The sequence below is a fragment of the Rhizobium sp. Root482 genome, assembly GCF_001426565.1.
Taxonomy (GTDB): Bacteria; Pseudomonadota; Alphaproteobacteria; order Rhizobiales; family Rhizobiaceae; genus Pararhizobium.
Window position 1 is genome coordinate 232,380 of sequence record NZ_LMFA01000020.1, and the last position, 14,060, is coordinate 246,439.

General features: G+C 61.3%; 16 protein-coding genes. 10 read left to right on the plus strand and 6 right to left on the minus strand.

Annotation, left to right across the window (positions count from 1 at the left end; translation table 11 throughout):
- Window positions 1–118: 118 nt before the first annotated feature.
- Entirely contained in the window at window positions 119–1,006 is an 888-nt protein-coding gene (locus ASD31_RS13335; RefSeq protein WP_056334236.1) for a DMT family transporter, read from the plus strand.
- A 52-nt stretch (window positions 1,007–1,058) separates the two neighbouring features.
- Here ASD31_RS13335 and ASD31_RS13340 read toward each other — a convergent pair whose 3' ends face one another.
- A complete protein-coding gene (locus ASD31_RS13340) occupies window positions 1,059–2,621 on the minus strand; it encodes a DEAD/DEAH box helicase (RefSeq protein ID WP_056334238.1) in 1,563 nt (520 codons plus the stop codon).
- 512 nt (window positions 2,622–3,133) lie between these two features.
- Between ASD31_RS13340 and ASD31_RS13345 the strand changes: the two genes are divergently transcribed.
- Entirely contained in the window at window positions 3,134–3,580 is a 447-nt protein-coding gene (locus ASD31_RS13345; protein ID WP_056334241.1) for a host attachment protein, read from the plus strand.
- A 77-nt stretch (window positions 3,581–3,657) separates the two neighbouring features.
- Here the strand turns inward: ASD31_RS13345 and mnmD are convergent, their stop codons facing one another.
- The gene (mnmD, locus tag ASD31_RS13350) at window positions 3,658–4,404 is read right to left on the minus strand and encodes a tRNA (5-methylaminomethyl-2-thiouridine)(34)-methyltransferase MnmD (protein ID WP_056334244.1); all 747 of its coding nucleotides are present in this window, start codon (window positions 4,402–4,404) and stop codon (window positions 3,658–3,660) included.
- Between the two features lie 38 nt (window positions 4,405–4,442).
- Between mnmD and ASD31_RS13355 the strand changes: the two genes are divergently transcribed.
- Window positions 4,443–5,606: an NAD(P)/FAD-dependent oxidoreductase gene (locus tag ASD31_RS13355; protein ID WP_056334248.1), complete on the plus strand. Its 1,164-nt coding sequence runs from the start codon at window positions 4,443–4,445 to the stop codon at window positions 5,604–5,606.
- Window positions 5,607–5,671: 65 nt separating this feature from the next.
- Here ASD31_RS13355 and ASD31_RS13360 read toward each other — a convergent pair whose 3' ends face one another.
- Complete coding sequence (locus ASD31_RS13360) at window positions 5,672–6,061, minus strand: PRC-barrel domain-containing protein (protein WP_056334251.1); 390 nt, start codon at window positions 6,059–6,061, stop codon at window positions 5,672–5,674.
- A 169-nt stretch (window positions 6,062–6,230) separates the two neighbouring features.
- Between ASD31_RS13360 and ASD31_RS13365 the strand changes: the two genes are divergently transcribed.
- From ASD31_RS13365 to ASD31_RS13390, 6 genes are all read left to right on the plus strand, one after another.
- On the plus strand, window positions 6,231–7,040 hold the full coding sequence (locus tag ASD31_RS13365) for a DUF1045 domain-containing protein (protein WP_056334254.1): 810 nt from the start codon (window positions 6,231–6,233) through the stop codon (window positions 7,038–7,040).
- 125 nt (window positions 7,041–7,165) lie between these two features.
- Complete coding sequence (gene puuE / locus ASD31_RS13370) at window positions 7,166–8,095, plus strand: allantoinase PuuE (protein WP_056334727.1); 930 nt, start codon at window positions 7,166–7,168, stop codon at window positions 8,093–8,095.
- Entirely contained in the window at window positions 8,095–8,598 is a 504-nt protein-coding gene (uraD, locus tag ASD31_RS13375; RefSeq protein ID WP_056334256.1) for a 2-oxo-4-hydroxy-4-carboxy-5-ureidoimidazoline decarboxylase, read from the plus strand. Before puuE ends, uraD begins: the two co-directional genes overlap by 1 nt.
- A 69-nt stretch (window positions 8,599–8,667) precedes the next feature.
- Complete coding sequence (locus tag ASD31_RS13380) at window positions 8,668–9,165, plus strand: ureidoglycolate lyase (protein WP_056334259.1); 498 nt, start codon at window positions 8,668–8,670, stop codon at window positions 9,163–9,165.
- 91 nt (window positions 9,166–9,256) lie between these two features.
- Window positions 9,257–9,508 (plus strand): type II toxin-antitoxin system Phd/YefM family antitoxin, encoded by a 252-nt coding sequence (locus ASD31_RS13385; RefSeq protein ID WP_056334261.1) that lies wholly within the window; start codon window positions 9,257–9,259, stop codon window positions 9,506–9,508.
- A gap of 64 nt (window positions 9,509–9,572) precedes the next feature.
- Window positions 9,573–9,845 (plus strand): Txe/YoeB family addiction module toxin, encoded by a 273-nt coding sequence (locus ASD31_RS13390; protein WP_056334263.1) that lies wholly within the window; start codon window positions 9,573–9,575, stop codon window positions 9,843–9,845.
- Here the strand turns inward: ASD31_RS13390 and ASD31_RS13395 are convergent, their stop codons facing one another.
- A complete protein-coding gene (locus ASD31_RS13395; RefSeq protein ID WP_056334266.1) occupies window positions 9,846–10,982 on the minus strand; it encodes an alpha-hydroxy acid oxidase in 1,137 nt (378 codons plus the stop codon).
- Window positions 10,983–11,203: 221 nt separating this feature from the next.
- On the opposite strand from ASD31_RS13395, the gene ASD31_RS13400 reads away from it, so the two are divergent.
- On the plus strand, window positions 11,204–11,425 hold the full coding sequence (locus ASD31_RS13400; protein ID WP_056334268.1) for a DUF6500 family protein: 222 nt from the start codon (window positions 11,204–11,206) through the stop codon (window positions 11,423–11,425).
- Window positions 11,426–11,446: 21 nt separating this feature from the next.
- Here the strand turns inward: ASD31_RS13400 and guaD are convergent, their stop codons facing one another.
- Entirely contained in the window at window positions 11,447–12,754 is a 1,308-nt protein-coding gene (guaD, locus tag ASD31_RS13405; RefSeq protein WP_056334271.1) for a guanine deaminase, read from the minus strand.
- On the minus strand, window positions 12,751–13,989 hold the full coding sequence (locus ASD31_RS13410; protein WP_056334275.1) for a urate hydroxylase PuuD: 1,239 nt from the start codon (window positions 13,987–13,989) through the stop codon (window positions 12,751–12,753). The genes guaD and ASD31_RS13410 overlap by 4 nt, the downstream gene beginning before the upstream one ends.
- Window positions 13,990–14,060: the final 71 nt, after the last annotated feature.

A 14,060-nucleotide genomic window follows, 5' to 3' on the forward strand; every position in this document is an offset into this window, starting at 1 on the left:
GCGGAAGGATCGAAGCCTGCGGAAGCTTGATGTTAAACATCAGGAATTTTGCTTTGACCATCGGCATGGGGCGCTCTATCGCAGTAAAAAACCGTGTCGATCTTGCCCAGGAGCCCGCATGACCCTATCCCGACTGGCTCCGGCCATTTTCGTCCTGCTCTGGTCTACGGGATGGGTCATTGCGAAATATGCCGGCATCCATGCCGATCCGCTGACATTTCTGGTGCTGCGCTACCTGCTCGCCGCTGCTCTTTTCGTCGGTTTCTGCCTCGTAACGGGCGCCGCCTGGCCGAAAACCTGGGCATCGGCCGGGCATGCGATGGTATCCGGCATGTTCCTGCACGGCCTTTATCTGGGCGCGGTCTGGTGGGCGATCGGCCAGGGCGTGCCGGCCGCGATCTCCGGCATCATTGCCGGCCTGCAGCCATTGATGACGGCGGCGGTCGCGCCGGTTCTGATCGGTGAAAATCTCTCCGGACAGCAGAAACTGGGAATTGTCCTTGGTTTCCTCGGCATCGGGCTGGCGGTCGTTCCCAAGATGCTCGTCATCGATACCGGCACAACCCCGATCGCTCTCCTGCCGGTCGTCATCAACATACTGGGAATGGCGGCCGTGACCTATGGCACCATCTACCAGAAGCGGCATCTGCAGGACGGCGATATCCGCTCGACTGCGGCGCTGCAATATATAGGCGCCCTGATCGTCACCTTGCCGGCGGCATTCTTCCTGGAGGAGATGCGGGTGGAATGGAACGTGCAATTGTTCGCGGCGCTCGCCTGGGCGGTGCTTGGCCTGTCGATGGGCGCGATCGCGCTTCTGCTCTACCTGATCCGCCGCGGGCAGGTGTCGCGGGCGGCCTCGCTGATCTACCTGGTGCCGCCGCTGGCGGCTTTCCAGGCCTGGCTGTTCTTCGACGAGGCCCTGACATTGCCGATGATCATCGGCACGGTGATCGCCGTCACCGGTGTTTATCTGACCAACCGGAAGACACCCAATCAGATATAAAAAACGGCGGGTTAGACCCGCCGCTTTCCGTTCAGATTCAAGTTTAAGACGATTACGCCTCTTCGCGGCGCGGCGCGTTGGCATTGGTGCGACGGCGCTGGCCCTGGGCACCCGGCGCAGCGCCGGCTTCGCGGTTCTGGCCGCCATTGCCGGCATTGCCGCCGCCATGGTTGCGGTTGCGCCATTCGCCCTGCTTCTGGCCGGGGCGTCCGTTGCGGTTGCCGCCGGGACGCTTGGCAAGTGCCTGCTCGTGAGCGGCCTGGGCCGCCGGGCCCTGGCCCTTACGGTGCTGCTTCTTCGGTTCGCCGCCTGCCAGAAGGTCGTCTCCGGCAAACGGGCTCGGAGCCGAGCGCTCGGCACGGTGAACATTGTCGCTGCCACCCTGCGGGCGCGGACGACGCTCATTGTGGCCGTTGCCGGCCGGGCGTCCGGCATTACGCGCACCATTGCCGCCACGGCCACCCTTCGGGCGGGCACGGTCGGCCGGAACCTCGCCGCTGGCAACGGCGATGTCGATATTCATCAGGCGCTCGATATCGCGCAGCAGGCGGATTTCGTCCGGTGCACAGAAGGCAATCGCAATGCCGTCGCGGCCGGCGCGGGCAGTACGGCCGATGCGGTGGACATAGGCGTCGGCCACTTCCGGCAGGTCGTAGTTGTAGACATGGGTGACGCCGGGCACGTCGATGCCGCGGGCTGCCACGTCGGTGGCGACGAGAACGCGGATCTGGCCTTCACGGAAGGCTTTCAGCGCCCGTTCGCGCTGGCCCTGGCTCTTGTTGCCATGGATCGAGGCGACGGAGAAGCCGACATGCTCGAGATGCTTCATCAGCTTTTCGGCACCATGCTTGGTGCGCGAGAACACCAGCGAAAGGCCTTGCGGATTTTCGGTCAATGTCTTCTTGAGGATTTCGGTCTTCTGGCTGGCACCCTGGACGAAGTGAACCATCTGCTCGACCTTGTCGGCAGCCTTGCCCGGAGGCGTGACTTCGACGCGCTTCGGATTGCTCAGATATTCGCTGGCCAGTTCGGCGATGGCCTTCGGCATGGTGGCCGAGAACAGGAGCGTCTGGCGGTTCTTGGGCACGAGCTTGGAAATCTTGCGCAGGTCATGGATGAAGCCGAGGTCGAGCATCTGGTCGGCTTCGTCGAGCACGAGATAACGGGCCTGGGTCAGCGTCACGGCGCGGCGGGCGACGAGATCCAGCAGGCGGCCGGGGGTGGCGACGAGAATATCGACGCCGCGCGAAAGCTGCTCGGACTGCTTGTTGATCGATGCGCCACCGACGACAAGGCCGATCTTCAGCGGGGTTTTCTTGACGAAGTCCTTGAGATTGGCGGCGATCTGGTTCACCAGTTCGCGGGTCGGCGCCAGCACAAGGGCGCGGATATTGCGCGGATCGGGACGCTTGCCATCGACAAGCATCTTTTCGATCATCGGCAGGCCGAAAGCGGCCGTCTTGCCGGTGCCGGTCTGCGCAAGACCGATCAGGTCATGGCCTTCCATCACGAGCGGGATTGCTTCGGCCTGGATCGGCGTCGGCGTATCGAACCCCAGGGAGGCGAGGGTCGAAAGCACGTGCTCGGAGAGGCCAAGGTCTTTAAAGTTGGTCAATGTATTACCTTTTCGGGGCGCAAAACGAACAACGCCGGAACAGCACCATGCGGTTCCGGTTTCGCTTCGCGTCAAGAACCCCGCGTGATTTGGGAACTTGTGGGTTGATTAAATCGTCTGGCGCTGCATCCTGCCGCGTTCGGCAAGACATTCCTTGTTGCGCTTATCCTTCGGTACGGATCGGTAAAATCCCGCAGGGCTCGCTCACGCGGCGGCCGGAAGGTGACGCTGCGCCTCATGTCGTTGTTTTGCCCGAAAAAGTCAAGGGGATAGTTTTCGCAAGTGCGAAGAGAGTTGCCACCGGCACGGCCGATTGACGACGAAACCGGCGACATCTGTCTTTCTCGACCGGCATGCGTCGAGCAGGATGTTTGCCGGGAACCTTCCGTTTGATCCGGGCGTTGTCCTTCGCGCATGTCCTGCCTTCAAGGTGGCCATTGCCGGCGCTCAGTCCTGGCGCCGCCGGCGCCGCGACGTTGGAACGTTCAGACGATTTGCTCGAGGAGTGAAAAATGACGACCACATGGATTCTTGCAGCTGATGGAAACCAGGCCCGCCTGTTGAAGGGCGTGAACTTTCTCAAAGATGGACCCCAGAACCCCGAGCAGGAGATTTTTCAGCTGGATACCAAGAAAGTCCAGGACATCATGGCCGACAAGCCGGGACGGAGTCATTCCTCCGTCGGGCACGGGCGTTCGGCGATGGAATATTCCAGCGATCCGGTGCGCGAGGAGCAGCAGAGGTTTACCTCCGACGTGGCAAGCAAGATCGACGGTTATGAACAGCAGGGCGCCTTCGACCGCCTCGTCGTCTGCGCCGCGCCGCAGACGCTGGGCGATCTTCGCTGCATGCTCTCGACTGCAACCCGTGCGAAAACCACGATGGAAATCAACAAAGACTACAGCAAGATGCCGACCGACAAGTTGATCTCGAGCGTTCGAGCGGCAATGTCGAGCTAGCCTCTCCTCCATTATCCGTCGGAACGCCATCCTTGGCGTCCGGCGGATATCCTGGCGCGAAGGGCGAGGCTGGCTCCTTACGCGAGGTGCAATGACGATTTCACGCCGCGAAGCATTTCTCGTTTACTGCCAAAGCCCGGCTTGCGCTCGACCGAAAAGCCGGCGGACTGGAGATTGCGACGCACGAACCCGGCCGCCGCATAGGTGGCGAAGGTGCCGCCGTCCACAGTCCTTTCCCAGACGCGCCGCATCAGGTCCAGCGACCACATATCGGGGTTGCGTCGGGGCGCAAAGCCGTCGAGATACCAGGCATCGACAGGTCCGTCGAAGCGGGCAAGTTCATCGAAGGCCGTGCCGCAGACGACGGTCAACCGCACGCCATCGCCAAGATCGAGCCTGATCTCTCCGCTAGGCTGCGCTGGCCAGCGGGCGCAGAGGGCCTGACGTTCCGCATCGATCTGCGGCCAGTGTGACAGGGCGCGATCGATGTCGCCGGCCTTCATCGGGAAGCGCTCGAAGGAGATGAAGTGGAGGCTTGCGGTCTCGCTTCGCGCCTCCTTCCATTGCCGCCAGGTTTCGCAAAAATTGAGGCCGGTACCGAAGCCCAGTTCTCCGATCCGGAAATCATCCCGGCCCCGCCAGCGCTGCGGGAGGTCGTTGCCGCCGAGAAACACATGGCCGCATTCCAGCCGGCCATCCTCGCGGCAATAAAAATGATCGCCAAATTCATGGGAATAGGGCATATCGCCGGCATGCCACTCAAGGGTCTGTCCTTGAATGGCATGGGCCGGCGCAGATACTGTTTCGGTGTTTGCGGTGGACATGGCGAACCGATAATCTCCTCCTCTCGGAAGGTCAATCGATGACGGATCTGTTGATCGTCGGCGGCGGCATCATGGGGCTTTGGGCCGCCGTGATGGCCGAACGGGCAGGGCTCCAAACGGTGCTCGTCGAGCGCCATGGGATCGGCGCCGGCGCGAGCGGAGGCATTCTCGGCGCACTGATGCCCTATATGCCGGATCGCTGGGACATCAAGAAACAGTTCCAGTTCGAGGCGCTGGTCTCGCTGGAGCACGAAATCAAAAGCCTTGAAGCGCGGACCGGGCAGGCATCTGGCTATCGCCGCTCCGGCCGGTTGATGCCCCTGCCCAAGCCGCATCTGCGCAAGATCGCGCTGCGCCACGAGCAGGACGCGCTTGCGAACTGGAACCAGGGAGAAGAACGGTTCTTCTGGCATGTGCTCGACAATCCGCCCGCCGAAGGATGGCCGCCTGCCGCAGGATGGCCACAGGCCGAGGCCATGGCGGCCGGTGTCGTTTTTGATACGCTGGCGGCCCGCGTCGATCCGCGCCGGCTTCTGTCCATGTTAAGGGAGGTTCTGCGCCAGGCGCGTAACGTTCGGATCGAGGAGGGCCAGGACCTTGTCGGCCTCGATGCGGAGGCGGGAGGCGCGCATTTCGGCGACGGTGGCACGATGTCCTTTGGAGCCTGCATCCTTGCCGCCGGCGTCCAGTCCTTTCCCTTTCTGGACGCGATGGAGGTGCGTGGCCCGGCCGGTATTTCCAGCGGCACCGCCGTCAAGGGGCAGGCCGCCCTGCTGAAGGCTGAAATCGACCCCGGCTGGCCGGTGATTTTCATGGACGGACTCTATATCGTCCCGCATGACAACGGCCACGTCGCGGTGGGCAGCACCAGCGAAAACGCCTTCGAAGACCCGCTTTCCACTGATGGACAACTGGACGACCTCCTGTCTCGGGCAAGGGCGATTGCACCGGTGCTGGCCGATGCGCCGGTGGTGGAGCGCTGGGCGGGGCTGCGTCCCAAGGCGATCGGCCGCGATCCGATGGTCGGCCGCCATCCGGACCATGAGCGGATTTTCACCCTGACGGGGGGCTTCAAGATCAGTTTCGGACTTGCCCACCGGCTTGCAGAAAGCGTCATCAACGAGATCGGCGGGAAGACGGATGCAAGCCTGCCATCAAGCTTCCATTGCAGCGCGCATATTCCGATGCTCCGCTCCTCGTGACGGCGGGCCCATAAATGAAGGCCGCCGAAAGTGGAAACCTTCGGCGGCTTTTCAAGGTGGCAGGATCACATCCAGTAGGGTGGAACGCCGTAATAATCATAGATGCGGCGACCGTTTTCCCGGTTCCACTCATATTCGTCGTCGCTGTGGTAGCGCGGCGCGCCCTCCACCTGCTCGCGGGTCAGATCCGTCCGATAACCGCCCAGGCTTTCGTCATAGGTGAGCTTGGCCCAGGGGAGCGGGTAGTGATCCTCGCCGATGCCGAGAAAACCGCCGAAGCCGAGAACCGCGTAGGAAACGCGGCCGCTGCGCTTTTCGAGGATGACGCGTTCGATCGAGCCGATATGCTTGCCATCGCGCGAATAGACGCGCGTGCCCTCGACCTTGTCGCTGGCGATCAGATCATGGGTTTCCCTGATATCGGCATCCTGAAGACTGGTGTCCTGATAGGTCACGGTTTTTCTCCCTTGTTCGCTGTTACCAGAACCACAACGGGGACAATCGCCGGTTGGTTCCCGCCGATTTTCATCGATCACTCTGGCGCGGTACGGCCACCGGCTTCGTCATTCTGTCACGCAAATCACCTAACTCCGGCTCAGAGCGAGTTGCACGGAGCACAAGCGCATGCGGTACGCGATCTATTTTACGCCTTCCCTCCATGATCCGCTGTCGGTTGCCGCCGCCAGCTGGCTCGGGCGCAATGTCTATTCCGGCGAAGCGCCAGAGCCGCCGGCGATCCCGGGCTTCAGCCGCCAGGAACTGGCCTTTCACACCGCCGTGCCGCGCCGCTATGGCCTTCACGGGACGATCAAGGCGCCGTTTCACCTGCGCCCCGATACCGACGAGGCGGCATTGTTGAAGGCATTGATGCATTTTGCCGGCACGATGACGCCGTTCGAGATTGCCGGGATGGAAGTCGCCCGGCTGGGTGAATTCTATGGTCTTGCGCCATCGGCGCCCTGCGAGCGGATGAACCATCTCGCGGCCAGCGTCGTGCAGGTATTCGACGATTTCCGGGCGCCGCTCAGCGAGCGGGAGATCGAGCGGCGGGACCCGGACCGGCTCACCGCGCCGCAATTCGCCAATCTGTACAGGTGGGGTTATCCCTATGTGATGGACGAATTCCGTTTTCACATGATGCTGACCGGCCCCATCCATCCCAGCCTCAATCCTCGCTTCGAAAAGGCGCTGCGCGACTATTTCGATCCTCTGCTGCGCGAGCCCCTGAAGGTCTCCAGCCTCGCCCTGTTCGTGGAGCCGGAACCGGGCGCGCCGCTGCGCGTCCATTCGCAGCATCCGCTTGGCAAGCTTTCGGCGCATCGGCCATTTTCGGCTGGCAGCAGCGCCGACAAGGCCATGCCGCAGGGTGTATCGTCCGGCCTGTCGATGCGACGGGCCGCCCTTGCCGCCCGTCGCCTGCAGGCCACAAGCTAGGGCAGTGACGCGGGCTAGGTTTGACGATTTCGGGAAGCCATTGAACTGTCGTTGATACTGCCATTTTACCCTCGACTTTCCGGTCTTGAATGCTACCGTCCCGGCACATTCAGAAGGGCTAGATGATGGTGGAACACCCCTATCCGCGCGATTTCAAGGGCTATGGCCGAACACCGCCGCAGGTGCGCTGGCCCGGTGATGCGCGCATCGCCGTGCAATTCGTCATCAACTATGAGGAAGGCGGCGAAAGCTGCATTCTCGACGGCGAAGCCGCTTCCGAATCGCTGCTGTCGGAAATCGTCGGCGCCCAGCCCTGGCCCGGACAGCGCAACCTCAACATGGAATCGATCTATGAATATGGTTCGCGCGCCGGCTTCTGGCGGCTGTGGCGGCTGTTCACCAGTCGCAAGCTGGATGCGACCGTCTATGGCGTGACGCTGGCCATGGCGCGCAACCCCGACGCGGTCGCGGCGATGAAGGAGGCCGGTTGGGAGATCGCCAGCCATGGCTACCGCTGGCTGGAATACAAGGATTTTTCCGAAGACGAAGAACGCCATCATATCCTCGAAGCGGTGCGCCTCCATACGGAGCTTACCGGATCGCGCCCGCTGGGGCTCTACCAGGGAAAACCATCCGCCCATACGCTGAAGCTGGTGCTGGAGGAGGGCGGCTTTCTCTATTCCTCCGATAGCTATGCCGATGAACTGCCCTATTGGGTTGCGGGCCTTGCCAAGGACAAGCCGCATCTGATCATTCCCTATACGCTCGACGCCAACGATATGCGTTTTGCCACGCCTCAGGGCTTCAATTCGGGCGATCAGTTCTTCAACTATCTGAAGGATACGTTCGACGTCCTCTATGCCGAAGGCGGGCAAGGATTTCCGAAGATGATGAATGTCGGTCTTCACTGCCGCCTCGTCGGGCGTCCCGGCCGGGCCGCGGCGCTGGCGCGATTCATCGATTATGTGCTCGATCACGAAAAAGTCTGGATTCCGAAGCGCGTGGACATCGCCCGGCACTGGCATGCGCATCACAAGCCGGAAGGAGGCGTTTGATGATCAGCAAGTCGGATTTTGTTGCGCGGTTCGGCGGTATCTTCGAACATTCGCCCTGGGTGGCCGAGCGGGCCTTCGACCGCGACGGGTCGATTGCCCAAACGGTGGAGGCCGTTCACGCGGCGCTCGTCGCAGCCTTCCGGGCCGCAGCGGAGGCGGAACGCCTTGCCGTTCTCAGGGCGCATCCGGACCTCGCCGGCAAGCTGGCGATCGCCGGAGCGCTGACGGAGGATTCGAAGGCCGAGCAGGCGTCCGCCGGCCTCGACCGCCTGACACCGGCCGAACATACGCGCTTCACCGAGTTGAACGACGCCTATACGGAAAAATTCGGCTTTCCCTTCATCATCGCCGTCAAGGGCTTGGGCAAGGACGATATTCTCGAGGCTTTCGAAAGGCGGATTGACAATAACCCGCAGGAAGAGTTTGAAGCCGCTTCGGCACAGGTGGAAAGGATCGCTCTCTTGCGCCTGCGCAGCATGCTAGCGGGAGAAGAGAATGCCTGAGAATACGCCGTCCGGCCTGTATCCAGAGAGCCGGGTGATTGTTGCCTGCCCATCGGGAATCAATGCCCGATGACACCGATATTGCAGATTGAACCGCTCACGCAGGCCAGTTTTGCGCCGTTCGGCACGGTCATCGAGGCCGATCCATCCTCCATGAGGCTGATCAACGGCGGTTCGACCGAGCGTTTTCACGCACTTGCCGCGCCCGAGATTGCCGGCGAGGGTGCCCGGGTGATCATCAATATTTTTCGCGGTCAGCCGCGGCAATTTCCTTATTCATTGACCATGATGGAACGCCATCCGCTGGGCTCGCAGAGCTTTTCGCCGATCGGCGGCGGTTCCTGGCTGGCGATCGTCGCGCCGGACGAGGGGGGCAGACCCGGTCTTCCGCGGGTGTTCCTGGCGACGGGCGCGCAAGGGGTCAATTACGGGCGCAATGTCTGGCATCATCCGCTGATGGCCGTCGGCGCGGCCAGCGATTTCCTGGTCGTCGACCGCGACGGGCCGGGCAACAATCTGGAAGAGGTTTTCTACGAAACACCGTTCGTCATTCCCGATCCGCTTTGAGGCAGGCTGACCTGTCTTCCAGCACGGCAAACTTGACATTCTGCGAGACTCGTACAATCTATCGTACAAGTCCCGCGGAATGGAGAGACATATGCGCACCGTTATGTTTTCGAAGGCGAGAGACGAACTTGCCAGTCTTCTGGATGAAGTGGCCAATGACCGAACGGCCATTGAAATCATGCGCCGCGACAAGGCATCCGCGATCTTGATCGACAAGCGAGAATATGAGGGGATGTTGGAAACACTTTATCTGATGTCCACTCCCGCCAATGCTAAAAGGTTGATGGATGCAATTGAAAATGCAAATTCTGGTAAGGTAGAGTACCACGATCTTATCGATTGAGATGGTCTGAGGCCCGAAACTGCCGCGCATGACGTGCGGGTTTTCCAAATGAAAGGAAACTCGCATGACCGCAAAAATTGCCTGGGAACCGGATGCCTGGCAGGAATATCTTCACTGGCAGCAAACTGATCGCAAGGTCCTCGCCCGGATCAATGAATTGATCAGAGATATTCTCCGGCATCCGTTCGAAGGCATAGGCAAGCCGGAACCGCTCCGGCACCAGTTAAAGGGGCAGTGGGCACGCCGCATCACTCAAGAACATAGATTGGTGTACAAAGTGGAAGGCGAAGGTGACGGACTTGTCGTCACGGTACTCCAGTGCCGTTTCCACTACTGATCACTCCGCAATCACCGACCGGTCGATCGTCTGGATATCCCGCTTGCCGCAGAGCGCCATGGTGATGTCGAGCTCCCGGCGGAGGATGTCGAGCGCGAGCGTCACGCCGGCCTTGCCGCCGGCGCCGAGGCCGTAGAGGAAGGGGCGGCCGATATAGGTGCCCCGGGCACCGAGCGCCACCGCCTTCAGCACGTCCTGGCCTGAACGGATGCCGCCGTCTACATGGATTTCGATCCTGTCGCCGACAGCGTCGACGATCCTCGGCAGCATGCTGATCGACGAGGGGGCGCCATCGAGCTGGCGGCCGCCGTGATTGGAAACGATGATGGCATCCGCCCCCGTCAGGGCCGCCATCTTCGCGTCCTCGACGTCGAGGATGCCCTTCAGGATCAGCGGGCCGCCCCACATTTCCTTGATCTCCGCGACGTTTTCCCAGGAGAGCTGCGGATCGAACTGCTCTGCCGTCCAGACCGACAATGACGAGAGGTCTGAAACATTCTTGGCATGTCCGACAATATTGCCGAAGCTGCGGCGCTTTGTCTTGAGCATGCCCGCGCACCAGAGCGGCCGGGTGGCCATTTGCCAGATATGTTTCGGGGTGAATTTCGGCGGCGCTGAAAGGCCGTTGCGCAGGTCCTTGTGGCGCTGGCCGAGAATCTGCAGATCGAGCGTCAGGACCAGCGCCGAGCATCCCGCAGCCTTGGCGCGGTTGATGAGGTTCTTCACGAAATCCCGGTCGCGCATCACATAGAGCTGGAACCAGAAGGGTTTCGTCGTCACCGACGCCACGTCCTCGATCGAGCAGATGCTCATGGTCGAGAGCGTGAAGGGCACGCCGAATTCCTCCGCCGCCTGTGCCGCCAGCATCTCGCCATCGGCATGCTGCATGCCGGTGAGCCCGGTCGGCGAGAGCGCCACCGGCATCGAAACCTTCTGGCCGATCATCGTGCTTTCAAGCGAGCGGTTGGTCATGTCGACCAGCACGCGCTGGCGCAGCTTGATCTTGCGGAAATCCTCCTCGTTGGCGCGGTAGGTGCCCTCGGTCCAAGCCCCGCTATCGGCATAGTCGAAGAACATTTTCGGCACGCGGCGGCGGGCGATCGTTTTCAGGTCGTTGATGTCGAGGGCTTTGGACATGACACGGTTCCATCTCAGGGGTGTGGTCCGGCAATATCATATTTCGAGAAGTCTTGTTAAGGGGCCTTCCGCAAAGAGGTAAAATAAATTGACCTCTTTGCGGAAGATGGTTCATCATTCCCCGGTGGAAGGACAGTGATGGAGTTCAAGATCACCAGCACTCTTCGCTCTTGCGCTTTGCGCAATCTGCTTCACAAGAGGCTAGTGCAGGGAGGATACCGATGAGAGCAAGCTTGAAGCGCAGGATCATCGAGATCTGCGACCGCAAGATTTCGCAGAAGGGCGCGGGCGTCGGGCTTTCCTTCTATGCCTTTTTCGCCAACAGGAATGATGATCCAGAATTGCTCATGGAAGCGGCCGAATGGTGGATCCGCACGCATCGGCTGGATCATTTCGAGAAGGCGGCCAAAATCCGCTCGATGGTCGCGGATATGCCCGAGTGAAAATCGTGGGTGCCCGGGGGCTCACAAGCCAGCCTTGGCGGCCACGCCGGCCACATAGGTCTCGGCAATCGCCCGGTCGTCGCCCATGGTCTGCAGCAGAAATAGTTCGTCGGCCAGCGAATCGACCATTTCGGCCTTCAGCGCCATGGCCGGGGTCGCCGCCATGTCGAGCACGATGAAATCGGCGTCGGTACCCGGCTCCAGCGTGCCGATCCTGTCCTCGAGCGATAGCGCCCGCGCATTTCCGAGTGTCATGTAATAGAAGCTTTCGAACGGGTTCAGCCGTTCCCCCAGCAATTGCTGGATCTTGTAGGCCTCGTCCAGGGTGCGCAGCATGGAATAGCTGGTGCCGCCGCCGATATCGGTGGCAAAGGAGACGCGGACGGATTTTTCCCGGGTGGTCAGTCTCCTGAAGGGAAACAGGCCGGAGCCGAGGAAGAGATTGGAGGTCGGGCAATGCACGGCAACCGCCCCTGTCTCGCTCATCACGTCCATCTCGCGCTCGGACAGGTGGATGCAGTGGCCGAGCAGCGTCTTCCTGCCCATCAGGCCGTATCGGGCATAAATATCGGTATAGTCGATCGCGTCGGGATAGAGCGAACAGGTGTAGTCGATCTCTTCACGGTTTTCCGAGAGATGGGTCTGCACATGCAGGTCGGGGAATTCTCGCGCAAGCGTTTCGGCTGCCGACATCTGCTCGGGGGTCGAGGTGATGGCGAAACGCGGGGTGATGGCCACGTGATTGCGGCCCTTGCCTTGCCATTGCTCGATCACCGCTCGGGTTTCGTCATACCCCATCTGCGGCGTGTCGAGCAGGCCCTGCGGCGCATTGCGGTCCATCATCACCTTGCCGGCCACCATGCGCATGTCGCGGCGCAGGGCCTCGGCGAAAAAGGCGTCCGCCGATGCCTTGTGGACCGAGCAATAGGCAGCCGCCGTCGTCGTGCCGTGGCGGATCATCTCGTCGAAGAAATGCCGGGCGATGCGCTCCGCATGGGCGCTTTCGACGAAGCGGCATTCCTCCGGGAAGGTGTAGGTGTTCAGCCATTCGAGCAGGTTCGCGGCATAGGAGCCGATCACCTGCATCTGCGGAAAATGCAGATGCGTATCGACAAAGCCGGGCAGGATCAGATGCGGGCGATGGTCGATTTCCTCGATATCGTCGGGCATTCCGGCCTTCACCGCCGCATAGGCGCCGCTTGCTGCGATCAGGCCGTTCTCGACCACGAGGGCGCCGTCACTTTCGTAGAGATAGGCTCCTTCGTCATCCAAGCTCGAAGGCGCCCGCGTGAAGGTGAGGGTGCGCGCCCGGATCAGTGTCTTGGTCATTCTGTCTTGCCTTCCTGAACGGCGCTTTCGAACCAGGCGGTGAGAAGCTTGCGCTCATCCCCGGTCATGTCGGTGATGTTGCCCGGTGGCATCGCATGGCTGCGGCCGGCCTGGATATAGATGTCGCGGGCATGGGCGGCGATCTCCGCTTCGTCTTCGAGAACGACGCCCTTCGGTGGTCGGTTGATGCCCTCATAGACCGGTTCGGCGGAATGGCACATGGAACAGCGGGTGGAGATCAGGTCCCTGACGGCCGGGAAATGGGCGTTCGATGCAAACTGGTTGTAGGATGGGGTTATTTCCGCCTTGTCTTCGCCGGAAAGGATTTTCGGGACCGTCGAAAGCCAGATGATCGCGATGAAGATGAGCAGCGTGACGAGCCAGGTCCAGGTTGGTCGGCCCTTTCGCGCATGCGTCGTATTGAACCAGTGGCGGATGGTGACGCCCATCAGGAAGACCAGCGCGGCGATGACCCAGCTATAGGCCGTGGCGAAGGCCAGCGGATAATGGTTCGACAGCATGAAGAAAATGACCGGCAGGGTCAGGTAATTGTTGTGCAGCGAGCGCTGCTTGGCGATGACGCCGTATTTCGGATCGGGCGCGCGCCCGGCGATCAGGTCTGCGACGACGACGCGCTGGTTCGGCATGATGATGAAGAACACATTGGCCGACATGATGGTGGCGGTGAAGGCGCCCAGATGCAGGAAGGCGGCGCGGCCGGTAAAGACCTGGGTATAGCCCCAGGCCATGGCGACCAGCGCTACGTAAAGTACGCCCATCAGCACCCAGGTATTCCTGCCCAGCGGCGATTTACAGAGCAGGTCGTAGAAGAGCCAGCCGAAACCCAGCGAGGCGAGCGAGATCAGGATCGCCGTCATCGGGGAAATGTCGAGCACATGCCGGTCGATCAGGAAGAGGTCGGCGCCGCCGTAATAGACCAGACAGAGCATCGCGAAACCGGAAAGCCAGGTCGCATAGCTTTCCCATTTGAACCAGGTCAGATGTTCGGGCATGGCCGCCGGGGCGACCAGATATTTCTGGATATGGTAGAAGCCGCCGCCATGCACCTGCCATTCTTCACCGTGCGCACCCGCGGGCAGATGATCCCGCTTCACCAGCCCGAGATCTAGCGCGATGAAATAGAAGGACGAGCCGATCCAGGCGATGGCGGTGATCACATGCAGCCAGCGGACGGCCAGCGCCAGCCATTCCCAGGCAATGGCAAATTCATACATCGCGATCCCCTTTGATCCGCAGCGCGGTCACCTTGCGAAAATTTCGGCCGGTAGGAAAGAGAAGATTGCGT